24 protein-coding genes and 2 tRNA genes are annotated in these 26,612 nt (G+C 40.5%); 15 read left to right on the forward strand and 11 right to left on the reverse strand.

Features of this window, described 5'->3' with window-relative positions; genetic code table 11:
• Nucleotides 1-167: 167 nt before the first annotated feature.
• From EJ995_RS11815 to tgt, 3 genes are read right to left on the reverse strand one after another with little or no spacing between them, the layout of a single operon-like run.
• Nucleotides 168-1,094 carry a DMT family transporter gene (locus EJ995_RS11815; RefSeq protein WP_126448596.1) on the reverse strand — a complete coding sequence of 309 codons (927 nt, stop codon included), beginning with the start codon at nt 1,092-1,094 and terminating at the stop codon, nt 168-170.
• Nucleotides 1,081-2,151 (reverse strand): LptF/LptG family permease, encoded by a 1,071-nt coding sequence (locus EJ995_RS11820; RefSeq protein WP_126448597.1) that lies wholly within the window; start codon nt 2,149-2,151, stop codon nt 1,081-1,083. Before EJ995_RS11820 ends, EJ995_RS11815 begins: the two co-directional genes overlap by 14 nt.
• The gene (gene tgt, locus EJ995_RS11825; protein WP_126448598.1) at nt 2,151-3,281 is read right to left on the reverse strand and encodes a tRNA guanosine(34) transglycosylase Tgt; all 1,131 of its coding nucleotides are present in this window, start codon (nt 3,279-3,281) and stop codon (nt 2,151-2,153) included. Before tgt ends, EJ995_RS11820 begins: the two co-directional genes overlap by 1 nt.
• Nucleotides 3,282-3,610: 329 nt before the next feature.
• Between tgt and EJ995_RS11830 the strand changes: the two genes are divergently transcribed.
• Both EJ995_RS11830 and EJ995_RS11835 read left to right on the forward strand, forming a co-directional pair.
• Nucleotides 3,611-4,456 (forward strand): transketolase, encoded by an 846-nt coding sequence (locus tag EJ995_RS11830; protein WP_126448599.1) that lies wholly within the window; start codon nt 3,611-3,613, stop codon nt 4,454-4,456.
• 31 nt (nt 4,457-4,487) lie between these two features.
• On the forward strand, nt 4,488-5,441 hold the full coding sequence (locus EJ995_RS11835) for a transketolase family protein (RefSeq protein ID WP_126448600.1): 954 nt from the start codon (nt 4,488-4,490) through the stop codon (nt 5,439-5,441).
• A 74-nt stretch (nt 5,442-5,515) separates the two neighbouring features.
• Here the strand turns inward: EJ995_RS11835 and EJ995_RS11840 are convergent, their stop codons facing one another.
• Nucleotides 5,516-6,463: an FKBP-type peptidyl-prolyl cis-trans isomerase gene (locus EJ995_RS11840; RefSeq protein ID WP_126448601.1), complete on the reverse strand. Its 948-nt coding sequence runs from the start codon at nt 6,461-6,463 to the stop codon at nt 5,516-5,518.
• A gap of 75 nt (nt 6,464-6,538) precedes the next feature.
• On the opposite strand from EJ995_RS11840, the gene EJ995_RS11845 reads away from it, so the two are divergent.
• Both EJ995_RS11845 and EJ995_RS11850 read left to right on the forward strand, forming a co-directional pair.
• A complete protein-coding gene (locus EJ995_RS11845) occupies nt 6,539-6,919 on the forward strand; it encodes an RNA-binding S4 domain-containing protein (RefSeq protein WP_126448602.1) in 381 nt (126 codons plus the stop codon).
• Between the two features lie 84 nt (nt 6,920-7,003).
• Nucleotides 7,004-7,492 (forward strand): phosphoribosyltransferase family protein, encoded by a 489-nt coding sequence (locus tag EJ995_RS11850; protein ID WP_126448603.1) that lies wholly within the window; start codon nt 7,004-7,006, stop codon nt 7,490-7,492.
• Here the strand turns inward: EJ995_RS11850 and EJ995_RS11855 are convergent.
• Nucleotides 7,484-8,020, reverse strand: coding sequence for a shikimate kinase (locus EJ995_RS11855; protein WP_126448604.1), 537 nt, complete (start codon nt 8,018-8,020; stop codon nt 7,484-7,486). The two genes, EJ995_RS11850 and EJ995_RS11855, sit on opposite strands and share 9 nt — an antisense overlap.
• A 95-nt stretch (nt 8,021-8,115) precedes the next feature.
• On the opposite strand from EJ995_RS11855, the gene EJ995_RS11860 reads away from it, so the two are divergent.
• From EJ995_RS11860 to EJ995_RS11900, 9 genes are all read left to right on the forward strand, one after another.
• Nucleotides 8,116-8,188: transfer RNA gene (locus tag EJ995_RS11860), tRNA-Lys, on the forward strand.
• A gap of 49 nt (nt 8,189-8,237) precedes the next feature.
• Nucleotides 8,238-8,319, forward strand: a tRNA-Leu gene (locus EJ995_RS11865).
• A gap of 305 nt (nt 8,320-8,624) precedes the next feature.
• Nucleotides 8,625-9,521, forward strand: coding sequence for a MerR family transcriptional regulator (locus EJ995_RS11870; protein WP_126448605.1), 897 nt, complete (start codon nt 8,625-8,627; stop codon nt 9,519-9,521).
• Nucleotides 9,522-9,532: 11 nt separating this feature from the next.
• The gene (locus EJ995_RS11875) at nt 9,533-10,999 is read left to right on the forward strand and encodes a phytoene desaturase family protein (RefSeq protein ID WP_126448606.1); all 1,467 of its coding nucleotides are present in this window, start codon (nt 9,533-9,535) and stop codon (nt 10,997-10,999) included.
• Nucleotides 10,996-11,835 (forward strand): phytoene/squalene synthase family protein, encoded by an 840-nt coding sequence (locus EJ995_RS11880; protein ID WP_126448607.1) that lies wholly within the window; start codon nt 10,996-10,998, stop codon nt 11,833-11,835. The genes EJ995_RS11875 and EJ995_RS11880 overlap by 4 nt, the downstream gene beginning before the upstream one ends.
• 2 nt (nt 11,836-11,837) lie before the next feature.
• On the forward strand, nt 11,838-12,284 hold the full coding sequence (locus EJ995_RS11885; protein ID WP_126448608.1) for a sterol desaturase family protein: 447 nt from the start codon (nt 11,838-11,840) through the stop codon (nt 12,282-12,284).
• On the forward strand, nt 12,285-13,745 hold the full coding sequence (gene crtD / locus EJ995_RS11890) for a 1-hydroxycarotenoid 3,4-desaturase CrtD (protein ID WP_126448609.1): 1,461 nt from the start codon (nt 12,285-12,287) through the stop codon (nt 13,743-13,745).
• Nucleotides 13,742-14,365: a carotenoid biosynthesis protein gene (locus tag EJ995_RS11895; RefSeq protein ID WP_126448610.1), complete on the forward strand. Its 624-nt coding sequence runs from the start codon at nt 13,742-13,744 to the stop codon at nt 14,363-14,365. Before crtD ends, EJ995_RS11895 begins: the two co-directional genes overlap by 4 nt.
• Nucleotides 14,341-15,486, forward strand: a complete 1,146-nt coding sequence (locus EJ995_RS11900) for a lycopene cyclase family protein (protein WP_126448611.1) — start codon at nt 14,341-14,343, stop codon at nt 15,484-15,486. Before EJ995_RS11895 ends, EJ995_RS11900 begins: the two co-directional genes overlap by 25 nt.
• On the opposite strand, the gene EJ995_RS11905 is transcribed toward EJ995_RS11900, so the two are convergent.
• Nucleotides 15,444-16,181 (reverse strand): DUF3291 domain-containing protein, encoded by a 738-nt coding sequence (locus EJ995_RS11905; protein WP_206482247.1) that lies wholly within the window; start codon nt 16,179-16,181, stop codon nt 15,444-15,446. The genes EJ995_RS11900 and EJ995_RS11905 overlap by 43 nt on opposite strands.
• 66 nt (nt 16,182-16,247) lie before the next feature.
• Between EJ995_RS11905 and ggt the strand changes: the two genes are divergently transcribed.
• Nucleotides 16,248-17,930, forward strand: a complete 1,683-nt coding sequence (ggt, locus tag EJ995_RS11910; RefSeq protein ID WP_126448612.1) for a gamma-glutamyltransferase — start codon at nt 16,248-16,250, stop codon at nt 17,928-17,930.
• A 22-nt stretch (nt 17,931-17,952) separates the two neighbouring features.
• Complete coding sequence (locus EJ995_RS11915) at nt 17,953-18,633, forward strand: acyloxyacyl hydrolase (RefSeq protein ID WP_164549916.1); 681 nt, start codon at nt 17,953-17,955, stop codon at nt 18,631-18,633.
• Nucleotides 18,634-18,717: 84 nt separating this feature from the next.
• On the opposite strand, the gene EJ995_RS11920 is transcribed toward EJ995_RS11915, so the two are convergent.
• The 5 genes from EJ995_RS11920 to EJ995_RS11940 form a co-directional block, all read right to left on the reverse strand.
• Nucleotides 18,718-20,985, reverse strand: coding sequence for an aconitate hydratase (locus EJ995_RS11920; RefSeq protein ID WP_126448614.1), 2,268 nt, complete (start codon nt 20,983-20,985; stop codon nt 18,718-18,720).
• Between the two features lie 270 nt (nt 20,986-21,255).
• Nucleotides 21,256-22,209 (reverse strand): AAA family ATPase, encoded by a 954-nt coding sequence (locus tag EJ995_RS11925; RefSeq protein ID WP_126448615.1) that lies wholly within the window; start codon nt 22,207-22,209, stop codon nt 21,256-21,258.
• Nucleotides 22,210-22,236: 27 nt separating this feature from the next.
• Nucleotides 22,237-23,748: a peptidylprolyl isomerase gene (locus EJ995_RS11930; protein WP_206482248.1), complete on the reverse strand. Its 1,512-nt coding sequence runs from the start codon at nt 23,746-23,748 to the stop codon at nt 22,237-22,239.
• Nucleotides 23,708-24,571 (reverse strand): peptidylprolyl isomerase, encoded by an 864-nt coding sequence (locus tag EJ995_RS11935; RefSeq protein ID WP_241234645.1) that lies wholly within the window; start codon nt 24,569-24,571, stop codon nt 23,708-23,710. Before EJ995_RS11935 ends, EJ995_RS11930 begins: the two co-directional genes overlap by 41 nt.
• The gene (locus tag EJ995_RS11940; protein WP_241234646.1) at nt 24,552-26,531 is read right to left on the reverse strand and encodes a peptidylprolyl isomerase; all 1,980 of its coding nucleotides are present in this window, start codon (nt 26,529-26,531) and stop codon (nt 24,552-24,554) included. The genes EJ995_RS11935 and EJ995_RS11940 overlap by 20 nt, the downstream gene beginning before the upstream one ends.
• Nucleotides 26,532-26,612: the final 81 nt, after the last annotated feature.

The following is a 26,612-nucleotide window of genomic DNA, read 5'->3' on the forward strand; positions in this document are numbered from 1 at the left end:
AGGCTGCACTTGCAGGTGAGTTGCCCGCTTATTAACAAGACTTTCTTGAGAGGATCTGTTGGTGAGAATTTTGCTTTCGCGAAAGCGTAATCCCAACAACCATATGATCCAGTAACCATTGTTATTGCAACACCACGGCAGTTGCAAGCATGCTACATCGTTGCCTGCTAAGGTTGTATTTGTGTGGCGGCACCACGTTTCTTACCCAATCGAGTCTTGACGATACCATTAAGAATTATGACTGCAAGAATAATAGCTGCACCGACGTAAAATTGCGGCGTCATCTGCTCTGCAGTACCAAAAACTAGAAACGCCAGAACAATCCCATAAATAGGCTCTAGATTGATGGTGAGCATGACCGTGTAGGCGCTCAAATATTTCATAACCTTGACGCTGGCGATGAATGCATATGCCGTACAAGCAGAGGCAAGAATCCCAATCCACAACCAATCCATTTGAGTAAGCTGGCTAGGCATGACAAAATCTGTAGGAACTATGACAAAATATAACGACAAGAACAGCACACCGCTTGCCAACTCATAAAAACTGATAGTCGATGGTGGATGAACCTTTGCCCACTTGACATTCATGATTGAAAATATGGCACTAAGCAATGCCGCGCTCAAACCTAGTATCATGCCCATAACATACTGCGTCTCTACCTGAAAAATGTAGTAGAGCGCACCGATGATGATCAAACCAAAGATGAGTTCATAGCCTACAAACTTTTTAGAAGTAAAAAGTGGTTCCAGCAAGGCTGTAAAAAATGCGCCGGTACTACACATTGCTAAGGTTACAGACACATTGCTTGCTTTAATAGCTCCAAAAAACGTAACCCAATGTAAGGCAATCACGATACCTGCCAGAATAAATCCAATGATACGTTTTCTAGGGAGCGCATTAGCGCCTGTAAGCTGTAAGGGTATTCCCATCACTTTCATATAGATAAAAATCAATGGTACTGCCAGACTCATGCGCCACCAGACGAGTGGTATACTTTCTATGCTAATGAGAGCGCCCAACACCGCGGTAAAACCCCAGATAAAGACAATGAAATGTAGATGTATGTAATTGAGTAGCCTAGCGTCGCGCATTGCGTAAAAGGAATATAGCAACGATGGCAAAAAATATGTTAGGCGTCCACACGGCAATGAGTGGTGAGAAAGTACTTTTCTCTGCAATGGTACCAAAAACCTTATCCATAAACATGTAGGTCATGGCGATAACGATACCTATCGCTAGGTTCACGCCCATGCCACCACGCTTTTTAATGGAGGAAACCGCTACCGCAATGATGGTAAAAATGAACGCACTTATGGGTATGGTTATGCGCTTGTATTTTTCTACATAGTATATATTCATGTTGGCATTACCACGACGTTCTTCCTGCTCTATAAAATCGTTGAGTTCTGTAAATGACTTGACTTCTGCAGCATAGGATACTGGCGTGAGTTCTCCTATCTCAAAATCAAATAATGTGTCAAATCTGGATTTTTTTGTAATGATCTCGCTGTTGTCAAGGATCACTCTTTTTTTATATTGGCTCAACGTATAGGTACTATCCTTGAAAGTGATGCGAGACGCATAGATCTTATGCTTAAGAACATTGTCTTCAAAATGCTCTAGTGTAAAGTCATAACCTAGCTTACGTGATGGCTGGTAATTACTCACGTAGACGTACTCGTTGTCATTGATTTGCCTAAAAACATTAGTGGATTGAATCTCACTATTACGCTTAAAGTATTTGTATTGGAACTCATTAAAACCTTCTGCAGCTTTAGGGACAAACACAGCACTCAATAATAATGCAGTGACACAAACTAGCGTTGCTCCTATTATATAAGGTCTCAAAAATCGGTTGAATGATACTCCCGAACTTAAAAAGGCAATTACCTCGGTATTATTAGCCAGTTTTGAGGTAAAAAACATGGTCGATATAAACAGGAATATCGGGAATAGGAAATTGGTGAAGTACATGGTAAAATCACCCAAATAAATAAGTGTCTCGCCTAATGGCGCATCCTTAGCAATGATCTTACCTATCTTTTCGGCAATGTGTACTGTTACCATTATTGGTAAAAATAATAGCAACAACAGCGCAAAACTACCCAGGTATCTCTTTAATATGTAGCGATCAAGAATACTTAACACTATAATCTATTGTCCATTTGTTTGACCATTTTTTCTTTCCATGTAGCAAAATCTCCTGCGAGAATGTGTTTTCTTGCTTCACGCATCAACCATAAATAAAACGCCAGATTGTGTATCGTGCATATTTGACGACCCAACATTTCATTGACGGTAAATAAGTGACGCACGTACGACTTTGAATACTCAGTATCTACCCAAGCATATCCTGCATCATCAAGCGGACTGAAATCTGCTTCCCACTTTTTATTTTTAATGTTAATACTACCGTTTGCTGTGAAAATCATCCCATTACGGCCATTTCTTGTAGGCATTACACAATCAAACATATCTACACCTAACGCAACATTCTCTAATAAATTGATTGGTGTGCCTACACCCATAAGATATCTAGGTTTCTCATTAGGTAAGACTGCGGTTACAACCTCAGTCATGGCATACATTTCTTCGGCTGGTTCACCAACTGATAAACCACCGATTGCATTTGCAGGTAGATCGCAATTTGCAACAAACTCTGCACTTTGCACTCTCAGGTCTTTATAGGTGCTTCCCTGGATAATAGGAAATAAGGTTTGCTTGAAACCATATCGATCAGGAGTATTATTGAAATGCTCAATACACCTCTTTAACCATCGATGCGTCATGTGCATACTGCGTCTCGCATAATTATATTCACATGGATAAGGTGTACACTCATCAAAGGCCATAATGATATCTGCACCTATACTGCGCTGTATATCCATAGCACGCTCTGGCGTGAAAAAGTGATAACTACCGTCGATGTGAGATTTAAACTTGACGCCTTCTTCCTTGATCTTTCTATTGGCACTCAAGGAATATACTTGGTAACCACCTGAGTCTGTTAAAATAGGTCGATCCCAATTCATAAATTGGTGCAATCCACCTGCTTTTTCAAGAATATCAGTGCCAGGTCGCAAATACAAATGATAGGTATTTGCGAGAATAATATCAGGATTCACTTCTTCTTTCAACTCACGTTGATGCACGCCTTTTACAGTACCTAGCGTACCTACAGGCATAAATATAGGCGTCTCAATCGCACCGTGATCTGTATGAACCACGCCTGCACGAGCTTGAGTAGCAGCATCTGTTTTTAATAGGTCAAATTTCATGTGCGGCAAAGATAAGGAGTTGGTTGAGGATAAGAAGTACAAAGTATTAAGCAGTATTTAGTGTTCAGTTTTCAGTTTCCCGTGTTTAGTGTTCAGTATTTTGTTTTCAGTATTCAGTATTCAGTATTCAGTATTCAGTATTTAGATGAATGATTGACTTTTGACTTGAGCTCAATAAATGTGTAAATCTTCCATTTCGATTTCAGTTTCAGTTTAGATTTTAAACGTTGTTTACAAATGACACCAAATCGTTGATAACCCTTGCAGCTGTCCGTACCTTATCTTTAGGCAACTTTTTAACTTTACCCACACAACTTAAAAACTCAACAATGGCTGATATACAGCAATTAAAAGACCTTACCACGCAGGTGCGACGCGACATTGTGCGTCAAGTACATGCAGTAAACAGTGGTCATCCAGGTGGCTCACTAGGCTGTGCGGAATTTCTAGTGGTTCTCTATAACGAGATCATGCAACACGATCCTAGTTTTGACATGGACGGTAAAGGAGAAGATCTGTTCTTCCTTTCTAATGGCCACATCTCACCAGTATTTTATAGCGTTTTAGCTCGTGCTGGATATTTTCCCGTTGAGGAATTGAACACCTTCCGTAAGCTGGATTCCAGACTACAAGGTCACCCAACGACTCATGAAGGACTACCAGGCGTGCGTATTGCCAGTGGTTCACTAGGTCAAGGAATGAGTGTTGCCATAGGTGCTGCCGAGGCTAAAAAACTCAACAATGACAAGCGCACGATTTTTACATTGCACGGTGATGGAGAGTTGCAGGAAGGCCAGAATTGGGAAGCAATCATGTATGCCAGCGCTAACAAGGTTGATAACCTTATCGCGACCATCGATGTTAACGGTCAACAAATTGACGGTAGTACAGAGAGCGTTCTGGCACTAGGAGATCTTGAAAATAAGTTTGTGGCCTTCGGCTGGGAAGTTGTTATAGTGGCAAACGGGAACGATATAGCCAGTGTGATTTCTGGTATTGAAGAGGCGATCTCGCTTTCGCGAAAGCAAAAACCTGTATGCATCCTGCTTCATACAAGCATGGGCCATGGTGTGGACTTTATGATGGGTTCTCACAAATGGCATGGTGTAGCTCCTAATGATGAGCAACTTGCAGAAGCACTGAAACAGAATCCTGAAACGCTAGGCGACTACTAATATTAAAACTACTGCCATCGCAGATAGACATATGAAAACATATACAAATACAGGAAATAAGGACACGAGATCAGGTTTTGGCGCTGGGTTGACCCAACTGGGCGATACCAATAAAAATGTGGTTGCATTGTGTGCCGATCTTACGGGATCGCTCAAGATGAATGAGTTTGCAGACCGCTACCCAGAACGTTTTTTTCAAGTAGGAATTGCTGAGGCTAACATGATGGGAATCGCAGCAGGACTTACTATCGGCGGTAAAATTCCATTTACGGGAACTTTTGCTAATTTCTCTACAGGTCGCGTTTATGACCAGATAAGACAAAGCATTGCTTACTCAGACAAGAATGTGAAAATTTGTGCTTCGCATTCTGGATTGACTCTAGGAGAAGATGGAGCAACACACCAGATTCTTGAGGACATTGGCCTTATGAAAATGCTGCCTGGTATGACCGTCATCAACACATGTGATTATAATCAAACCAAGGCCGCTACACTAGCCATTGCAGATCATCACGGACCAGTATATTTGAGATTTGGCCGTCCCAAGGTTGCTAACTTCACTCCTGAAGATGGTGAATTTCATATAGGCAAAGCCGTTCATTTACAAGAAGGTAGCGATGTAACTATTGTTGCGACAGGACATTTAGTTTGGGAAGCACTAGAAGCTGCTAAGGAATTGAACGAAAAAGGCATCAGTGCCGATGTGATCAACATTCACACCATCAAACCGCTCGATGAAGAAGCGATCATCAAGTCAGTCAAGAAAACAGGCTGCATCGTCACTGCTGAAGAACATAACTATTTAGGCGGATTAGGTGAAAGTGTTGCTCGTACACTTGCCCAGCATCATCCAGCACCACAGGAGTTTGTCGCTACTCAGGATACCTTTGGCGAGAGTGGAACGCCAGCGCAACTGCTAGAGAAATACGGGCTTAATGCAGCCAATATTGCTAAACAAGCAGAAAAAGTGATCGCTAGAAAATAAGCTAGCAATTGACCTAAATAAAAGACCCTTTGATTTATAAATCAAAGGGTCTTTTTATGCCTTAAATAATTTGGTTAAGAGGTGGTAACGTCTGTCGCATCATCTAGATAATCTGGAATACCATCATTATCGCTATCCTGTGCGTCCTCTGGATTACCATCGCCATTAGGGTCTGGATTCTCATCACGAGTTGGGATACCATCGTTATCATCATCTTCATCGAGATAATTGAATCGTTGACCTATTCTTCTACCCTGATTGTTCAGGATAAAATCCTCATCGGTATTATCGATATCTCCTGTTCTTACATCGCGGTCATCGTTAAGATCTTCAAACTTTGAGAAAATGCCATCGCCATCATGATCAGTAGTTTTTACTCGTCTTACCTTAAAGGTGAATATAATAGGAGAATATGCTGGAATTCCAGTTGGTGTTCCATTAAAGTAAGCAATACCAGATGGCATAAATACTGCACCAATTCCAGACCCATTGAAGTTTATTGTACCATCATCTTGAGGCTCGCTAGAATCAGCCTCCTTGAATTCTTCAAGTGCCACTGCAAATCCATCAATCGTTGACGGCAAATCAAACCACAAAGAGTTGATTGAGTTATCAAATTGAGTCAAGTCCAGTAATTTACCACTATAACTGACTAGCGCACTATCGGCAAAAGTGGCACTATTCTCACCATCTCCTTCTCGAGCCTTTAATATATAATAGGTATAATCGATATCGTCACGTGTGAGTGTGCGCGTCTCAACCTGATCAATTAATGGCGTACTGTCATCACCATCTTCAATTAAGCTAAATTCAATTTCAAAATCATCGCCATCATCTATATCATCCAACTCATCGCTATTCCATGTATGTGTACTCAAGAATTTAGTCAGCGAGTCTAAGTCTTCCTCAAACACTTCACGAGCATCTCTTATCACGATTCCAGGATCATCATCATCTGGACTACAGGAAATAACAGCTGCGATTGCAATGGCCACAATCACTAAATATTTTAAACTTTTCATAGGAGTTTTTAAGAGCGTCAAAGATAGTATTTTCGGCTATTTTTGTAGAGATAACGTGATTTTATACCTTGTCATATGCGCATCGATAAATATTTATGGTCTGTACGATACTTCAAGACAAGAAGTAAGGCCACTGCAGCTGCCAAAAAAGGTCGCCTGCGTGTGAATGGTGATGTCGTAAAACCTGCGCGAGATGTATATCCTGGCGATATGATTGTGATGCGCAAGGATCAAATAGACTACACGGTCGAGGTGCTCGACTTACCACCCAATCGGGTAGGTAACAAATTGGTAGACCTTTATAGGGTAGATCGCACACCACGAGAAAATTTTGAGGCTCGCAAAATGGTAGAACTCAATCAGGACTACTACCGCCGCAAGGGTGAAGGTCGTCCTACTAAAAAGGATCGCAGGGAACTCGATGACGTACTTGATGCTCCTCATGAAGAAGAATGATGGATGAAGAGTTACGCTTTCGCGAAAGCTGAAACACGCATAAACAATTAAAGAATCAACTGACTGTATCTTAACCACAAGCCTATGATTATTCTTGACAACCAGCAAGTGACCAACAAAATACGTCGTATTGCCTACCAAATTGCAGAGGTCTACATGGATCACGATGCTATTGTATTAGCAGGCATCATGGATGGCGGGCATAGTTTCGCTAGATTGTTGAAAGCTGAGCTGGATCGCATCAACATGTTTGAGACATTATTGTGTGAAGTTCATGTAGATAAAAAGAATCCACGTGCTGCTATAAGTACCAGCATTACTGCAGCTCAATACGAAAATAAGGGTGTAGTATTATGTGATGATGTTCTCAACTCAGGAACAACGCTGGTATATGCTGTCAGACATTTTCTAGATGTACCGCTGACCAAATTCAAAACCGCCGTGCTCGTAAATAGAAATCATAAAAAATATCCTGTAAAGGCAGATTTTAAAGGAATCTCTTTGAGTACTACGTTACAAGAACACGTGCAGGTAGATCTTAAAAAAGATAATTATAGTGTGAGTCTACAGTAAATCCTCAATTTCGGCTACTATCTGATTAACCGTTTTATTTTCAATGCTAAGATTGTGGGTCGCCTCATTGTAAAATCCTGATCGTTCTAGCAGATGCTTTCCAATAAACTCGGCGAGATCATCTTGTTGTTCAAATCTCGAGATCAATGGTCGATGCGCTCGCTCATCAAACAAGCGATTTGTCAAAAAAGGTACTGCGGCTCTCAAATAAAAACTAATTGCCTCGTTCGATTGGCTAATCAGCTTCATATTATTATAGTAACATGGTGTGCCGCCGCCTAAGGCTAAAACTATTTTTTCATCACCTTCTAGAACCTCTTTTAGGCAATCGTGCTCCCTTTTCCTGAAATAAATAGCACCCTTTTCTTGAATAACTTGAGAGATACTTGCCTTTTCTCTCTCTTCCAGATAATCATCCAGGTCAATGAATTCTCTTTCTAATAATACCGCAAGTTCCTTACCTACAGTAGATTTACCAGAACCCATGTAACCCAATAGTATGATTTGTTTAGGCTCATTTGCGATCATAATAAGTAGATAAATATTTAGACGAATTTATATTAAAAAAAATACGGCTGTATAAAAGATAGGTTTTATATTTGCACCCGCATTTAAACAATGACGACTTGGTAGCTCAGCTGGTAGAGCATCACACTTTTAATGTGAGGGTCCTGGGTTCGAACCCCAGCCAAGTCACAGAAGCCGTAAGGCCTAGAAGCCCTTATTTTTATAAGGGCTTTTTTTTACCCAGGTGCTGAAATTGGTAGACAGGCACGGTTGAGGGCCGTGTGTATTTATACGTGTGGGTTCAAGTCCCATCCTGGGTACTCTAAACAACCCTTGTGATCTTAACATCGCAAGGGTTTTTCTATATCTTATTTGTAGCCTTTTGAATGAGTGTCTTGTCCTCAATATTCAATATTTTTGTTCAGTTTTTGTAGGAATCACTGGAAATATAAAGTTTATATGATTTTTCTTCAATTCTTTAAAATTTTCTTAACCCGCTAATTCAATAGGATTCAAGAGTTTCGTTGAAATTAAAACTAGTAATGTCAAGGTTTTAACAGTGTAGGATCGAATATCTCATGAGATCAGTGTTTAACTTTGTAGACATATCGTTAAACAAAAATCAGTGATTAAGAACACGTTTAGTATAAAGGACCTAGAAAACCTGAGCGGTATTAAGGCTCATACTATACGCATCTGGGAAAAGCGATATAATCTTCTCGAGCCTAACCGAACAGACACCAACATACGCAACTATGATGTTGAGGCACTCCAAAAAATCTTAAATGTAAGTTACCTTAAGAACTCTGGAATTAAGATAAGTGCGATCGCAGCCTTAAGTGGTGAAGAAATTGAAAAAGAAGTTCGCAGATTAGCGCAAAATGATAATAGACTGAATTTTTCCATCCAGCAGGTCAAAATGGCGATGGTGAATTTTGACAACGCGCTGTTTCAAGAAACTTATAAAAAGCTATTTCAACAAAAAGGATTTTCCGGTGTGTTTAAGGAATTGTTTATTCCATTTCTTATTGAATTGGGATTTTTATGGCAATCAAAAACCATCAACATTGCTCATGAGCACTATATAAGTCACCTCATCAAACAAAAGCTACTCGCTAATCTAGAAGAAGTTCAATATTCACGTGCTGAAGAAGGTAGCCAACTCTACGTTTTATTCTTGCCTGAGAATGAAATGCATGACTTAGGATTGTTGTTTCTCAACTATGAACTACTTTCTAGAGGACACAACACCATCTACTTGGGAGCGAGCATGACTCTGGACAATCTAAGCTACTTCCAAAAGAGGCATGACAAACCTATTTATATCACGTACTTGACGGTAAATCCAGAAATTAAAAAGATCCCTACATTTCTAGATAGATTTAACAAAAAGGTCGCCTGTGATACCGATATTGAACTTTGGTTATTAGGTCATCTTTCAGAAAAAATTGATGCTGATATTTTGAATGATAATCAAAAAAGATTCGACAGTATAAGCGAATTGATTGATCACATATCATAGTAAAATACATCATGGGGCATAAAATAGCCATTATAGGATCTGGTTTTTCATCACTGGCAGCCGCTTCCTATCTCTCACAAGCAGGACACCAAGTATCTGTATTTGAAAAAAATCCTACCGTAGGCGGTCGCGCACGCAGACTAGAAAAAGACGGTTTTACATTTGACATAGGACCGTCATGGTACTGGATGCCTGATATTTTTGAACGTTTCTTTGCAGACTTTGGGAAGAAACCTTCAGACTATTATCAGCTGGATAAGCTAGATCCAGCCTACTCTGTTTATTTTGAAAAGGATCGCATCAAGATAGGTGCAGATCTGGAAAGTATCAAGGAGACTTTTGAACAGTACGAGAAAGGCAGTAGCAAACATTTGCAGGAATTCATAGATGAAGCAAGCGAGAATTATGACATCGCTATCAAGAATCTTGTATATCGTCCAGGAGAATCGCCCTTAGAATTAGTAACTAAACAAACGGTTACCAAGCTTGGTGCTTTTGTTAGTAATGTGTCGCGAGATGTGCGTAAAAAGTTCAAAGATCCACGACTGATTTCCATATTAGAGTTTCCAGTATTGTTTCTAGGCGCAACTCCGTCAAACACTCCAAGCTTTTACAACTTCATGAACTATGCAGACTTTGGTCTAGGCACATGGCATCCTAAAGGTGGTATGTACGAGGTGATTCTAGCTATGAAAAAGCTAGCGATGGAGCAAGGCGCTACCATAAGAACTGATGCTGCCGTCACCAAAATTCTAGTTGACAAAAAAGGAACTGCCAACGGCATAATGATCGATGATGAAAAACATTTATTTGACATCGTACTTTCTGGAGCAGATTATCATCACTCGGAAACTTTATTAGAGGAGAAACACAGGCAGTATTCAGAGAAGTATTGGGATAAAAAAACCTTTGCTCCTAGCTCATTGATCTTCTATGTAGGCTTTGACAAGAAATTGAAAAATGTAGATCATCACAATCTCTTTTTTGACACAGATTTTACCAAGCATGCTAATGAGATCTATGAAGATCCCAAATGGCCAGAGGATCCATTGTTTTATGCAAACTTCACCTCGATAACTGATCCACAAACCGCACCAGATGGTTGTGAGAATGGTTTCTTCTTGATTCCACTGGCTCCAGATCTAGAAGATACGCCTGAATTACGAGAAGAATACTTTCAAAAGATTATTACCCGATTTGAAGATTTGACTGGTCAAAAAGTAAAAGACAATATACTTTTCAAGGAATCATTTTGCGTCAATGACTTTAAAGAAGCTTACAATAGCTACAAGGGAAATGCCTATGGAATGGCCAATACCTTACTGCAAACTGCATTTCTTAGGCCTAATTTAAGAAGTCGCAAAGTAAAAAACCTTTACTTTACAGGTCAGCTGACAGTTCCAGGGCCAGGCGTACCGCCATCATTGATATCTGGTAAACTAGCGGCACAACTGATCAACAAACATTCAAGTCAATGAAAAGTATTTTTGACGAGGTATCAAGACAGTGTAGTAAAGCAGTAACTAATAACTACAGTACCTCATTCTCTCTAGCCAGTAAAATGTTGGGGCCATCAATTAGACAGGATATCCATAACATTTACGGCTTTGTTAGATTTGCTGATGAGATCGTAGATACATTTCATGACTACGATAAACGCACGCTGCTTGATAGATTTGAAAAGGATCTCAAAAATGCTATCGAAGAGAAAATCAGTCTAAATCCTATTCTCAATTCCTTTCAAGAAACTGTCAATAAGTACGATATCACTCCAGATATGTATGGAGCTTTTATCCATAGCATGAGATTGGATCTTGATAAGTCCATTTATTTGACTGAAGAAGAATATAAAAACTACATCTACGGCAGCGCGGATGTTGTAGGTCTTATGTCCTTAAAGGTATTTGTGAAAGGTAATTTAGATCAATACAACGATCTTAAGGACGATGCCATGAGATTAGGAAGTGCCTTTCAAAAAGTTAACTTCTTGCGTGATTTAAGAGCTGACCTTGATGATCTTGAACGCAGCTATTTTCCTAATACAGATCTGCACGATTTAAAAGAAGCTGATAAGGCAAGACTCATTGAAGAAATAAAAGAAGACTTTGATGCAGGGTTGCGAGGTATTCAACGACTACCTGTAGAAGCAAAGCTGGGTGTTTACACAGCCTATGTCTACTATCGCAGGTTACTCACGAGATTAGAGCGTACTCCATCAAAGGAAATACGCAATACTCGTATAAGAGTTCCCAACTATGAGAAGATCGGGCTACTTGCTAAAGGCTATGTAAGTTACAGACTCAACCTTATTTAAGAATGCATACATTTTATTGGATTTTAATATTCCTGGTCACCTTTGGAATAATGGAATTTCTAGCATGGTTCATCCATAAATATATCATGCACGGTTTTTTATGGAATCTACATGAAGACCATCATCATAAAACACACGACAGTTGGTTTGAGAAAAACGACTGGTTTTTTGTGTTTTTTGCCTCTATAAGTATCATTGCCAAAGTTTCTCATAGCCAATTAGACTTATGGTGGGCATTGCCCATCAGTGCCGGGATTTTCGCTTATGGCGTGGCGTATTTTATAGTACACGATATCTTTATTCATCAGCGATTCAAATGGTTGCGCAAGGCAAATAATACGTATGCTAAAGGTGTGCGTCGTGCCCATAAGATTCACCATAAACACTTAGGTAAGGAAAAAGGTGAAAACTTTGGTATGCTGGTCGTACCACTCAAATACTTTAAATAAATGGCAGTTGCCATCGTCATAGGTGCTGGAATCGGTGGTCTTGCAGCTGCATTGCGCCTCCAGCATAAAGGCTATCAAACTACGGTCATTGAGAAAAACAACTACGCTGGTGGTAAATTGCATGCCATTGAACAAGATGGATATAGATTTGATTTGGGCCCATCGCTGTTTACATTGCCGCATCTAGTTGATGAGTTACATGATCTATTTGAAGAATCTGTAGACTTTGATTATGATTCACATCCTACGGCCTGTCATTATTTCTGGGAAGATGGCACTTGTTTTAAAGCACCATCGACCATTGATGGATTTGTAAAAGAAGCGAGTCAAACGTTTGACGAGCCTACTAGAAATCTTACATCCTATCTCGAGCGCAGCAAGAAAAAATACGAACTCACCAGCAAGCTGTTTTTAGAAAAATCATTGCACCGCTGGCAAACCTACTTAAGCAAGGACACGCTCAAAGCAATTCTCAATATTTCAAAACTAGGCATCAGCAATACGCTAGATAAGGATAACAGTACATTTGACTCGCCTAAATTGCAGCAGCTATTCAATAGATATGCTACCTACAATGGCTCATCGCCCTATCAGACACCAGGCATCATGAGCATGATTCCCTATCTAGAACTGGGTTTGGGTACTTACTATCCGCAAGGCGGCATGCATCGCATCTCACAATCATTATATGAGCTTGCAGTCAAGGTTGGTGTGGAGTTCCGCTTTCGCGAAAGCGTAACCTCTATCGATCAGTCTAACAATAAAATAGCTGGTGTCACTACAGATAAAAGTCAATACAAGGCAGATCTGGTCGTTTGCAACATGGACGTTTTTCCTACTTATGAAAAGCTGTTGCTTAAAGCCAAGAAACCTCAAAAAACACTGGACCAAGAACGCTCCAGTAGCGCGCTCATTTTCTATTGGGGTATCAATAGCAAACATAAGCAACTGGACTTGCACAACATATTGTTTAGTGAAGACTACCCTGCTGAATTTAATGCTATTTTCAAGGAAAAAACGCTATTTGATGATCCGACAGTTTACATCAATATCACTAGTAAATTAACACCTGGCGATGCACCAGATGGTAAAGAAAACTGGTTTGTGATGATCAATTCGCCTGGCGATTACGGTCAAGATTGGGAGGCGCTGGTGAAACAAGCGAGAAAAAATATTATTGCCAAGATCAATCGTACGCTCAATGTGGATATTGAGCCGCTCATCGAGACAGAATATATTCTAACACCGCAAGGCATTGAAGAAAATACCAGCAGTTATCGTGGCGCACTATACGGCGCTGCCAGCAATAATAAATTTGCAGCGTTCTTGAGACATCCCAATTTCAACTCAAACATTAAAAACCTATATCATGTAGGTGGATCGGTGCATCCAGGTGGTGGCATACCACTCAGTATTTTAAGTGCCCGCATTGCGGCAGATTTAATACCAGATGCCCAATGAAATTAGGCCTTATCATCTTTTTATGGGTAATTCATGTAGCCGCGTTGATAGGAATAGCGCTGGGTTATGAATCTTTTTTCTTGCCTAAATCGCCTTTTACTATGTTGTACTTGCTACTCATGGTCGTCCTTTATTTCCCGATAGATACAGGTAAAAAGGTAGCATTGTTCGGTGCTTTTGCCGTTGTTGGGCTGTTAGTTGAATGGATAGGCGTACATACGGGAGCATTATTTGGTAACTATTATTATCTAGAGAATTTTGGGATCAAGATAGATGGTATCCCATTATTGATAGGAGTCAATTGGGCAATACTAGCTTTTACCACTCATGTCATTGCCACAAAGCTCACGTTAAATATCTGGACACGTATTCTAGCTGGATCAAGCTTGATGGTAATCATCGATTTTTTCCTGGAACAAATATGTGAGTATGCTGGGTTCTGGGTTTTTGCTGGTGGCGCAGGTATTTTTAACTACGTATGCTGGTTTGTTGTAGCCGCATTATTACATTGGATTCTGGCAAAAAGTCGCGTAAAAGGCGACCTTGTCATCTCAACACACATTTACATTGTTCAACTCATTTTTGCAGCCACACTATGGATCATCATAAGTACGATATAGCCATAGTTGGTATGGGTTGCGCCGGTAGCCATGTGCTGCTGGCGATGCTGGAGCACGAACAATTCATGGACAAAAGCATTCTCATTCTCGACGATTACAGTGCTGATAGTCTTGAGAAAACATGGAGTTATTGGGAAAAAGGTACTGGTAAGTGGGATCACCTCATCTCACAGCAATGGAATCAAGGTTCATTTATATCGCACAACAAATCCATTGACCTAGATCTCGATCCGTATCATTATAAGATGATTAAAAGTGTTGATTTTATAGCTTTCGCGAAAGCAAAATTCCAACACCACTCTAACATCACACACGTTGCCGAAAAAGTGACCGACGTTCGTCAAGGGCATACCGCAAGGATATTCACAGAATCTTGCACTTACCAGGCAGATCTAGTACTTGATAGTCGCGTATCACAAAAGTTCTATAACAACACTAATGCCATTACACTCAAACAACACTTTCTAGGCTGGCATATCAGGACTGAGAAAGATCTATTTGATCCAGATCATTTTGTAATGATGGACTATAGATATCAAGATCCTGGCACCACTAGTTTTATGTATCTGCTACCTTTTGAAAAAAATGAAGCATTAATTGAATACACCTATTTCTCTGGAGAGCTAGTAGACGACGCGGTTTATGAAAGTAAAATGCGGGAATACCTCAAAAAAGAATATAAGCTGGATGAATTTGAAATAGTAAGAATCGAGCAAGGTGTCATTCCTATGACGACCTATGATTTTACTGCGCATAATACTCAGGTAGTTCACAAAATAGGAACCGCTGGCGGCTGGGTAAAGGCAAGTACTGGTTACAGTTTTAAAATGAGTGAGAAACGCGCCGCGCAGTTAGTAGATAATTATATTACCGGTAAGGATCTAGGCCACAATATGCAGGAAGCCAAATATCGATGGTATGATCAAATTATGTTAGACGTGTTGCATCAGGATAACGGTCGTGGCGATAAGGTCTTCACAACACTTTACAGTAAAAACGATATCCAGCGCATTTTTGCTTTTCTAGATGAAGAAACCACGTTTCAACAAGAATTACAGATCATGCTGCCCATGACATCTTATCCTTTTGTAAGATCCGCGGTTACCAGTTTCTTTAAATGAGATTCAATATTTAATTGATCCATGGTGCCTGTACTTGCATAAGGTTGAAACCTGCTGAACAATTCCTCGGCATACCACTGTAGAGCGTTGGTTTGTCTTATGGCATTTTTATGAGCCTTGTTGCGATAGGCAAATTTATTGATAGCATCAGCGCTATCCCATAAACTCATGGTGGCCATATGTGTTACCGGCCATTCACCTACTCCAGCTTTAAATAATACATGCTCGTTCTCAACAATATCACGTTGGGATTGTGGCACATAATCCCAGAATCTTTTCAAAAATGTCAATTTAATACGAGCTCTCGTCAATACAAAAACCAGTGGATTGCCGTCATCAAGCTCTGTACTTTCCTCAAAGGGATTCTTTCTAGCCCATTGACCTCTAGCTTTCACATTGCGCATGAAGATAAGCTGGTAATCATCCGCTTTTTCTTTGAGCCTATTATGAAACTTACTGCTGTCAAAGTATTCTTGAGCTACTTTTTCATTTTCCCATACTTGTACATGCATATAAGTACTCCAGTCTGGTGTAGGATTGAAACCGTCCAAACCTTTTCCCATGACTTTGAAAAACTGTTGGCCAGCAACTTTGCGCAATCTTACCCAAGCTTCAGCAACCGCGATAAATTGCCAAGATTTTCCTGATAAAGAATCTCTTTTAAAAATAGATACGGTGGTGATTTGTTTGCTCATAGTAAGTAAGTATCAAGCAATCCTGTGACTTGATGAATATGCAAGTTAATGGCTATCTTCCACGCTATGAAATATAGTTTGCATCTTATTTGGCTGTTAGCCGTTTTAATTAGTCCGCAATTACATACGGCGCAGAATTATGCGCAGCATGGTATGGTCGTCTCTGATAATGAGATCGCCAGTAAAGTAGGCGTTGAAATAATGAAGCAAGGCGGTAATGCTATTGACGCTAGCATTGCAACGGCCTTTGCACTAGCCGTAGTACATCCAGCAGCCGGTAATATAGGTGGCGGCGGTTTTATGGTATATCGCCCTAAAGCTGGAGACGTGACCACTATTGATTTTAGAGAAAAGGCACCTCTTGCGGCAACGCCTACCATGTTTCTAGGACCAGATGGTGAAGTAATTAAAGGTCTTAACCATAACAGCGCTCTAGCAATAGGCGTTCCCGGAACCGTTGCTGGAATGGCGCTCGCTCATAAGAAATATGGTAAATTACCCTGGAAAAAACTTGTGCAACCAGCGATTGAACTAGCACGTCAAGGAATACCGCTGACCTATGCCCTATCGCGTGACGCTCGCGGAATTGATCAGTGGGATGATGCACCAGCATTTCTCAAGCAGCTATTTACAGAAAACGGAAAGGTGCTAGAATTCAATGAAAATTGGAAACAACTAGCACTTGCTAATACATTGGATATTATTGCGACTCGAGGCCACAATGGATTTTACAAAGGTGAAATTGCCGAACAAATTGCCAACTACGTTCAACGAGAAGGTGGCATCATCACCGAGAAAGATCTCAACCAGTATGAGGCTATCGAGAGAAAACCTATCCACGGTACTTTTAATGGATACGACATCTACAGTATGCCACCGCCTAGTTCTGGTGGTGTGACACTTGTAGCCATGCTCAATTTAATGGAACAGGCAGATGTTGAGGAAATACCTTTTAATTCAACAGCCTACACACACTTACTAATTGAAAGCATGCGACGAGGCTTTGCAGATCGCGCTCAATTTTTAGGCGATCCAGATTTTAACGAGGACATGCCGCTGGATCGATTGACCTCAAAATCTCATGCTGTGATGAGATTTAAAAATATTGATATGGATAAAGCCTCAGTTAGCGATCCATCAACTTACGGTCATCCATATGATGGTGAGAATACCACTCATTATTCAGTTATTGATAGTGATGGTAATGCGGTATCGGTGACCTACACGCTGGAACAGAGCTACGGGTCTGGAATGGGAAGCAATGAATTAGGTTTTATATTCAATAATGAGATGGGTGATTTTAATCCGCAGCCTGGTGTGACAACTACTAGTGGACAAGTAGGATCTGATCCTAACATCATTGCACCTGGCAAGAGAATGTTGTCTAGCATGACGCCTGTGATCGTTTCCAAAGACAATAAGCCATTCTTAATCATAGGTAGTCCTGGTGGTCGTACCATCATCAACACGGTTTACCAGACAGTACTTAACGCAACTCTTTATGAAATGGATTTACATGATGCGATCGAGTCCATGAAAATCCACCATCAATGGTTACCCGATGTAACATATTATGAGCGTCACAAGCTATCGCCAGATGTAGTCAAAAATCTGGAAGAAATGGGACATACTATGACACCACGCAATGTGTTGGGTAGGCTCATGGGAATTAGTATTGATCAACAAACAGGAATACGCACCGGCGTGAGTGATTCTTCAAGTCCAGATGGCGCAGCAGTTGGATACTAGAATGGAAAATTTTACGTGTAGAATGTTAGAAGCTATTCCGCTTTCGCGAAAGCAGAATCCAAAAAAAGCCTTTCATTATTGCTTTCTAGCCATTGCTTTCTCAATACTCGCAGGAATAAATGCTCGCGCCCAAGAGAAAGAATACTTCATCGACTATGCTGGACTCAACGCGGGTTTTTCACGTCAAGATGTATTCCCGTACAATAATGACAACTATTTTCACGAAAGCAGGTATCTTAAAGTACAGCTAGGTAAGGAAGTATGGAATCGTAAAAAACAGTCGATAGAGGTGCTGGTTGAGCCATCTGTTTATTTTGTCAAACATAGAATGCTCAATTTTTTCTACATCAAACCTCAAGATGCAGAAAATTTTATGGAGTTGCGAGATCGATTTCTTCAACCTCTTGAATACGAAGAATATGCATTAAATATAGGGCTGATATACAGGTATGAATTCAGCGATCTCTGGAGTGCTTACGGGCAGATAAGCATTGGTCCAATGATCGCGACAGAGAGAACTGAACGCCAAGATGAAGGATTTTCGTTTTCAGACATTGTAGGATTGGGTACCACCTATCGACACGATCGCTGGCGATATGATCTACGGTTTACACTAAGACACGTAAGCAATGCAGATCTAACCGAAAATAATGACGGTCATAATAATGCTGGTATCGAAATCGGAGTTGGAATCAATCTCTAGAATTACAATCAATTAGCTAACTCATAAAAAAAGTCCATTATCAATTTGATAATGGACTTTTTAATATTAAAAGATAGCTCTTACTTAAGCCGCGTTCTCTTCTTTTATCAGATTAAGCGCGCTTCCCTTGCGATACCACTTGATCTGTGCATCATTATAAGTATGGTTTACCTTGATGGTATCTTTTGATCCATCTTTGTGCACGATTTCTACCGTCAACGGAGTATCTGGAGCAAAGTTCTCTAAATCCACAAAGTTGAAAGTATCATCTTCTTGGATCAGATCATAGTCTGCCTCGTTTGCAAAAGTCACACCAAGCATTCCTTGCTTTTTAAGGTTGGTCTCATGAATACGTGCGAACGATTTAACAATTACCACATAAACCCCTAGATGTCTAGGCTCCATAGCTGCGTGTTCTCTGGATGAACCTTCACCATAATTATGGTCACCTACTACTACTGTAGGAATACCAGCGGCCTTGTAAGCACGCTGTGTTTTAGGCACGGCATCGTACTCGCCATCAATCTGGCTCTTTACAAGGTTTGTTTGCTTATTGTAAGCATTGACAGCACCTATCAAACAGTTGTTTGAGATATTATCTAGGTGTCCGCGATACTTCAACCACGGTCCAGCCATAGAGATATGGTCAGTCGTACATTTGCCAAATGCTTTGATCAATAGCTTGGCACCCATCAAGTTGCCGCCATCCCATGGCTCAAATGGAGTCAACAATTGTAGGCGGTCGCTATCTTCCGCAACTTTTACCTCAACGTGTGATCCATCTTCAACTGGTGCTACAAATCCTGCATCTTCTACTTCAAAACCTTTAGGTGGCAATTCAATACCACTAGGTTCTTCTAGCATAACTTCTTCACCATCTTCATTGATCAGTTTATCAGTCATTGGGTTAAAGTCCAACTTACCTGATATAGCAATTGCTGCTACCATTTCTGGTGAACCTACAAACGCGTGTGTGTTAGGATTACCATCGGCACGTTTTGAGAAGTTTCTATTGAACGAGTGTACAATAGTATTTTTCTCATCACCTTTCAAATCACTACGATCCCATTGACCTATACATGGTCCACAGGCATTTGTGAAAATAGTTGCATCCAGATCTTCAAAGATCTTTAAAATCCCATCACGCTCTGCAGTGAATCGTATTTGCTCTGATCCTGGATTGATTCCAAAATCTGATTTTGGCTTAATATTCTTCTTCACGGCTTGCTCTGCAATAGAAGCTGCACGAGTTAGATCCTCATAACTAGAGTTGGTACATGAACCGATTAGACCCCAATCAACCTTGATTGGCCAGTCGTTTTTCTTTGCTTTCTCACCTAATTGACCTACTGGAGTTGCCAGATCTGGAGTAAAGGGTCCATTTAAGTGTGGTACCAATTCATCAAGATTGATTTCAATCACTTGATCAAAATATTGCTCTGGATTTGCGTACACCTCATCATCTGCCGTTAGGTATTCTGCAATCTTATCTGCCTCATCAGCGATGTCTGATCTATCGGTAGCTCTTAGGTAACGAGACATGGACTCGTCATACCCAAAGGTTGAAGTCGTTGCTCCAACTTCTGCACCCATGTTACAAATAGTTCCTTTTCCTGTACAGGAAAGATTTTTTGCACCATCACCAAAGTATTCTATAATCGCACCAGTACCACCTTTTACAGTCAAGATACCAGCAACTTTAAGGATCACATCCTTGGCACTTGTCCAGCCGTTTATTTTACCTGTTAGTTTAACACCAATCAGTTTAGGGAACTTCAATTCCCATGGCATACCAGCCATCACGTCAACGGCATCTGCACCACCTACACCTACAGCAACCATTCCTAGACCACCAGCGTTAACCGTGTGTGAGTCAGTACCTATCATCATACCACCTGGGAATGCATAGTTCTCAAGCACTACCTGGTGAATAATTCCTGCACCTGGCTTCCAGAATCCAATACCGTATTTATTTGATACAGACCCTAAAAAGTCAAACACCTCATTACTCACATCGTTTGCACGTGCAAGATCCTTGGCAGCACCTTGCTTTGCCTGGATCAAGTGATCACAGTGTACAGTTGTTGGTACTGCTACTTTATCCTTACCAGCCTGCATGAACTGCAACAACGCCATTTGCGCGGTTGCGTCTTGGCAAGCAATACGGTCTGGCGCAAAATCAACATAATCCTTACCTCTAGTAAAAGCCGTTTGTGCCTTACCATCCCAAAGGTGTGAATAGAGTATTTTTTCAGAAAGTGTGAGTGGTTTCCCAAGAAGCTCACGAGCTTTGTCCACGCGCTCTGGCATGGTCTCATACACTTTCTTGATCATGTCAATATCAAAAGCCATATATATGTTTTATTAGTTGTTTCTTCTACGCGCGAATTTACGAAATCATAAGCCTATTTGAAAATCAAGAGCAATCTTGCCAAAGTCTTGCAGATAATTAGGAAAGTAACAATTATCACTGCGATAAATTCAAGAATCCATAGGTGTTATTCCCAATAAATTATGAGATTGGCAATCTAATGTTTAGTAGTATTTGAGATTACGCTTTCGCGAAAGCGTAATAATCACCATCTAGACTGCTATAATTAAAAATCCAGAGAAAATTCTGAACTATAATATCTGAGCGATCAAGCTATCCTCAGTGTGTCCTTCAGCCTCGGCTTTGTAGTTTTTGATGATGCGATGGCGCAGAATTCCAGTGGCGACAGCCTTTACATCTTCAATATCCGGGCTGTATTTTCCATGGATAGCTGCATGAGTTTTGGCTGCCAAAATCAGGTTTTGCGACGCACGTGGTCCGGCGCCCCAATCAATGTATTCCTTGATAATATCTGGAGTCGTATCAGCCTTAGGTCTGGTTTTGCCTACCAATTTTACCGCATACTCAATCACATTATCAGCTACGGGAATGCGACGTACCAACTGCTGTAAGTCAACAATTTCCTGGGCACTAAAAAGCGGATTAACCTGTACTTTCTTATCCGTTGTGGTGGATTTTACTACATCAATCTCTTCTTGATAAGTAGGATATTCTAGATTGATGGCAAACATGAATCGATCCAGCTGCGCTTCTGGCAACGGGTAGGTTCCTTCTTGCTCAATAGGATTTTGTGTCGCAAGAACAAAATAAGGATTTGCCAGTTTGTATTGCTGTCCAGCAACGGTGACTGATCGTTCTTGCATAGCTTCTAGAAGTGCAGCTTGAGTTTTTGGCGGCGTTCTATTGATCTCATCTGCAAGGACGATATTTGAAAAAACCGGTCCTTTTATAAATTTAAAATTACGGCTCTCATCTAGTATCTCGCTACCTAAAATATCACTAGGCATCAAGTCTGGAGTAAACTGTATGCGCTTAAAGTCAAGACCTAATACCTGAGAAATAGTATTCACCATCAGTGTTTTTGCAAGTCCTGGAACACCAATGAGCAATGCGTGACCACCTGAAAATATGGAAATAAGAATCTGATCAACGACTTGATCTTGACCGATGATTATTTTGGCTATTTCCTGTTTGAGTTGCTTGTGTCTTACAACAAGGTTATCAATGGCTGTAACGTCTGACATGCTGGTAGGTTGGTGATTAATTGCAATTTACTGTGTCCACTGCTGCAGGAAGTCGCACTTCTTATACTCATCTCCTATTTTGACATAGGTATCCTTGAGTTTTTCCTCGCGCCATTCTGCAATCTTGCGTACTTGCTTATCTCGCAATGCTAATTCTTTGATCTTGAGAAAATCACCTGTGTAATCAGCCTTATGATCCTTGATTTTTTTAATCAAATTGACGATGGTAAAAGTTGCAAGATTTTGACCACCTGGCGCTCTACTCTCGATGATACCACTCACATCGCCTTCTTCCATAAACTGGACCGTAGATACAAGGTCAGGAGCGGCTCGTGTCAAGTCCAGTCGATATTCACCCGTCTGTGGATTAACGAGTTGTCCACCGTTTTTGGCAGTGCGCTTTTCATCACTTATCGCTCTGGCAGCATCTGCAAATGATATTTGATTGAGAATAATGCTATCACGCATGGTCTCTAACTTACGTCGCGCTTTAGCCTCTTGAGCGGTACTGATGTATGGATATAATAATATATGACGCACGTCTCTCACTGATCCGCGTATCTTCTCTAGGTAAACAATATGCCAACCGAATTGCGTTTCAAAAGGCTCGCTTATCTGCCCAACCTCAGTCAATGAAAACGTTGCATCCTTAAACTCTTTAGCATAAGGATCGCTACGTTTTAAACTCAATACGCCACCTTGACGCTCAGTCCCTATATCCTCAGAGAATAAGGTTGCTTTTGCAGCAAAATCAGAACCATTTTCTAAAACATCAGTTCTATATTGATTGAGTTTATCGATAACATCTTGTACTGCTTCTTCGGTAGGGACTGCGTTGACAACAATACGAGCCATTTCTACCTCTGTATTAAAGAGTGGTCGTTCATCTTCTGGAATATTGTAAAAAAACTGACGCACCTCTTCTGGAGTGATGTCTACTTCTTCCGTAAGGCGTTGTTGCATGCGATTAGACAATAATTCGTCACGACCCAATTGATTGAGCTCATCGCGCAACTGCTGTACTGTTTCTTTTTGATAGTATTGAGCTACCGTTTCCTCGCTCACACCACCTAGTTTATCTTGAAAGTAACGTATGCGTTGATCAGTATAACCGTTAATCTCAGCATCTGCTACCGTGATACTGTCTTGTATCGCATGGTGCGCATACATTTTTTCGATCAACAAAGATTCCATTAAATCACACTCTGACAAATCACCTGGCTGCCCTGATCTTTTCCATGCCTGCAATTGCTTTGAAATATCAGATTCTAAAATAACATAATCACCGATGACCCCAGAAACACCGTCAATACGAAATCTCACCTCGCGTCGAGGTTGCTTGACAGTATCATTGAGCGCTGATAATACATCGCGCTTGATTTGCTCATCTGATTGCTGTTGTACTTTGACATCAAATTGATTACCAGCGGTCCTAGGTTTTACTTGCTGCGCATAGCCTATACTCGCAAATGCTAGGGCCACAAAAACGCTGGTCAATTTAAGGATTGACTTTAAGTCGTTTATTTTGTATTGCATCATCTAATAATTCCTTTTCTAGATTTTTAATGTATGTAAGTTTACGCTGGTTGCGCAAAATTTGCTTAATGGTAGGTTGTACGTATGATAAAGGCGCTTGCTCACCGCGTTTGAGCACATCCTTTACATGTACCAAATATACGCCAAGACTATCCTCTAGCTTCCAGTTACTTCCTGGTTTTAGATAGTCTGCAGCATTAGCCGCAGTTATAGGACTTATGCGTTCAAGAACGGTGCCGCGGTTGACCCAAACATCGTCATTGAGTGAGTAATTGCGGTATCCTAATGATAAACTATCTAGTGCTTTGACACTTTTCAGGTCATTACGTTTAAAGAGCTTGTAAATTTCTTCTACATCTGGGTAAGATGCATCTAGCGATATGTATCTAAATTTGACTAACTCTTCATTGAGTTTAAATTCCTCTTTCCGCTCCTGAAAATATTGCTCAATAGTCGATTTGCTAAAGGTTGTGTCAAGATTTGCCTTTACCAACTCTTGCAAATAAGCCTGTGTGTAAAGCTCCATTTGATATTTTTTGATCAGTAATTGAAGGTCATCTTGCTTATCCTGAGTTATATTCTTGCGTGCATTGCGCAGCAACATCTGGTCTGTCGTCCAGTCGTCAATGTATTTTTGAACGATAAGAACACTATCTGCTGTAGTATAATCTGCAGGTAGAATAGATAATATCTCTGCACGTGTGAGATAAGCATCACCTAGTTGTGCAACGGCATCTGGTTGTTCTTGATTTGTAAAAAACTCACAAGAAACAATGGTCAAACAGGCAATGAATGCAAACAGATATTTAAGCAGCTTTTTTAGCAATGGCTTTCTTGGTTTTTTTGAATACTCGTTCATTTACTTTGATCTCTCGACCATCGCGCAGGCTTTCCATCCATTCCTTTTCAAGCGCTTGCTGATAATCATTGATGACAGCACCACGAGATTCCTCAAAACTTTTAGGAGTTGGATCTAGGATCTCATTTACCTTGATTACTTTATGAAATGCTGCATTGTCTTTCTTATAGATATCAGACACACCTTCTTTCACTTCAAAATCCTCTGGCAATCGTGAGTAATTTTGCTCAACGATACCTGTAGAAATCATGGTTTTAGTATTACCAGTACTGTTTATTTGAGCTTTTATCTCATCTACTGTTTTGCCTTGCTCTAGCAATTCTTGTACTTGCTGCGCGGTTTCCTCACTGGTATTTTGGGTAAGAATAAGGTCTAGTCGTTTCCCATAGCTGTATTTGTCTTTGTTATTCTCATAAAATTCTCTCTGACCTAGAGAATCTGTTTTAGCTTTTTCCCAGACTTTCTCTTCCATCAATTCAAACAACAGCAGTCCTTCTTTATACTCATTTAGAATAAATGCAAATTCCTTGTTATCACGATCAAGATTTGCCTCATAGTAATCCACAAGTGATCTGTCACTAAATTCTGTAAAATAAATCTTTATCTTATCCTCTAAAGACTTGAATTTGCGAGGATCTTTCAAATGACGCTTATAGGCATATTCCCAAAAATCACTGCGGTAGTAGGGCTTACCTTCTATGGTAAATAACGGCGCACGTTTTGTTTTCTCCAATGGTATTTCCCAACTACTAGTCATTATAGAATCCGTTATTAGTGGAAACTCCTTTGAGTAATTCTCGTATTTAGGAATCGTCACATTATATTTCTCTTTAATGCTATTTGTGAAAGACTCGGTAATCTTGCGAGAACGTGGTGAGCTTTTTATTTTATTTCTCAACGGTTCTTCTATCTTTTCATAAGGCGCAACAGGATGTTTCTCCAGTAATCTTATGATGTGCCAGCCGTATTCTGTTTTTATTGGTTTTGTGTAAGTTCCTAAGGTATCAAGTGCAAAGGCTGCTTCCTCAAATTCTGGAGAATTCAAGCCGCCAGTGCCAAATCTTCCTATGCGACCACCATTGCGCGAACTATTGATATCTTCAGAGAATTCTTTGGCCATATCGCCAAATTCTTTGCCAGACTCTAATTGCTCATAAACCATTCTTATGCGAGCCTCAGCATCTGCGCTATCGGCTGGTTTGCGATCGTATGTCATAATGTGTGCAACTGCAACCTCACCTGGCGCTGGTCTTTTATCATTTACCTTGAGTACATGATAACCAAAGTCTGTTCTAAAGATATCTGAAACCTCACCAACTGGTGTGTCAAAGGCTGCATTCTCAAAAGGATACACCATTCTAAATGCACCAAACCAGCCAATCTTACCATCTACACCAGCGCTAGGACCTTCACTCTCGTTGCGTGCCAGCTCGTCAAAGTCTGCACCTCTATCTAACTTGTTTTTAATCAATTTTATCTTGCTATAGGCCTTCAAAGTATCAGCTGGCGCAGCGTCCTTATCCACCTTTATCAAAATATGGCTCGCGTTGACTTCATTTATCGTTCTTTCATAGGCCTCCTTTATTAGCTCATCGGTCACCTCGTTGTCGGTGAGATAACCTTCGGCAAGAGTAGATCTATAGCTAGCTAGTTCTTCTTTATATTCCTCGTCATTATCCAGTCCCATTTCTTGAGCCTGCAGCAATTTGAGCCTGTAATTGATATACAGATCCATGTAATTGTCTAGATCCTTTTGTGACTCGTCTTGTACGATGTCAAGATTCTTGAGGTAAACACGCATAAAAGTTCCTGCGTCGTATTTATTACCGTCGATAGTGAGTAAGGTTTGATCCTCAAGTTTTTGAGCATTAGCGGTAATTGCTAACAACAAAATCATGGCATTCAAGCCTGTAAGTAGTTTCTTCATTTATCTTTTTCTTGCAGTTGGCAAAATTAGGTCTTTCCCGTAGTGTTTCAAAACGTGCGCAGTGCTGTAATATTTTACGAT

The organism is Nonlabens ponticola (genome assembly GCF_003966335.1).
Classification (GTDB): Bacteria; Bacteroidota; Bacteroidia; order Flavobacteriales; family Flavobacteriaceae; genus Nonlabens; species Nonlabens ponticola.

Bases quoted from the DNA above. Each gene is read 5' to 3' on its own strand.
- EJ995_RS11915 (WP_164549916.1), top strand. From the start codon at position 17,953: ATGTTAGAAGCTATTCCGCTTTCGCGAAAGCAGAATCCAAAAAAAGCC.
- crtD (WP_126448609.1), top strand. From the start codon at position 12,285: ATGGCAGTTGCCATCGTCATAGGTGCTGGAATCGGTGGTCTTGCAGCT.
- EJ995_RS11875 (WP_126448606.1), top strand. From the start codon at position 9,533: ATGGGGCATAAAATAGCCATTATAGGATCTGGTTTTTCATCACTGGCA.
- tgt (WP_126448598.1), bottom strand. From the start codon at position 3,281: ATGAAATTTGACCTATTAAAAACAGATGCTGCTACTCAAGCTCGTGCA.
- EJ995_RS11940 (WP_241234646.1), bottom strand. From the start codon at position 26,531: ATGAAGAAACTACTTACAGGCTTGAATGCCATGATTTTGTTGTTAGCA.
- EJ995_RS11920 (WP_126448614.1), bottom strand. From the start codon at position 20,985: ATGGCTTTTGATATTGACATGATCAAGAAAGTGTATGAGACCATGCCA.
- EJ995_RS11845 (WP_126448602.1), top strand. From the start codon at position 6,539: ATGCGCATCGATAAATATTTATGGTCTGTACGATACTTCAAGACAAGA.
- EJ995_RS11925 (WP_126448615.1), bottom strand. From the start codon at position 22,209: ATGTCAGACGTTACAGCCATTGATAACCTTGTTGTAAGACACAAGCAA.
- EJ995_RS11930 (WP_206482248.1), bottom strand. From the start codon at position 23,748: ATGATGCAATACAAAATAAACGACTTAAAGTCAATCCTTAAATTGACC.
- EJ995_RS11905 (WP_206482247.1), bottom strand. From the start codon at position 16,181: ATGAGCAAACAAATCACCACCGTATCTATTTTTAAAAGAGATTCTTTA.
- ggt (WP_126448612.1), top strand. From the start codon at position 16,248: ATGAAATATAGTTTGCATCTTATTTGGCTGTTAGCCGTTTTAATTAGT.
- EJ995_RS11900 (WP_126448611.1), top strand. From the start codon at position 14,341: ATGGATCATCATAAGTACGATATAGCCATAGTTGGTATGGGTTGCGCC.
- EJ995_RS11815 (WP_126448596.1), bottom strand. From the start codon at position 1,094: ATGCGCGACGCTAGGCTACTCAATTACATACATCTACATTTCATTGTC.
- EJ995_RS11850 (WP_126448603.1), top strand. From the start codon at position 7,004: ATGATTATTCTTGACAACCAGCAAGTGACCAACAAAATACGTCGTATT.
- EJ995_RS11835 (WP_126448600.1), top strand. From the start codon at position 4,488: ATGAAAACATATACAAATACAGGAAATAAGGACACGAGATCAGGTTTT.
- EJ995_RS11830 (WP_126448599.1), top strand. From the start codon at position 3,611: ATGGCTGATATACAGCAATTAAAAGACCTTACCACGCAGGTGCGACGC.
- EJ995_RS11855 (WP_126448604.1), bottom strand. From the start codon at position 8,020: ATGATCGCAAATGAGCCTAAACAAATCATACTATTGGGTTACATGGGT.
- EJ995_RS11885 (WP_126448608.1), top strand. From the start codon at position 11,838: ATGCATACATTTTATTGGATTTTAATATTCCTGGTCACCTTTGGAATA.
- EJ995_RS11895 (WP_126448610.1), top strand. From the start codon at position 13,742: ATGAAATTAGGCCTTATCATCTTTTTATGGGTAATTCATGTAGCCGCG.
- EJ995_RS11880 (WP_126448607.1), top strand. From the start codon at position 10,996: ATGAAAAGTATTTTTGACGAGGTATCAAGACAGTGTAGTAAAGCAGTA.
- EJ995_RS11840 (WP_126448601.1), bottom strand. From the start codon at position 6,463: ATGAAAAGTTTAAAATATTTAGTGATTGTGGCCATTGCAATCGCAGCT.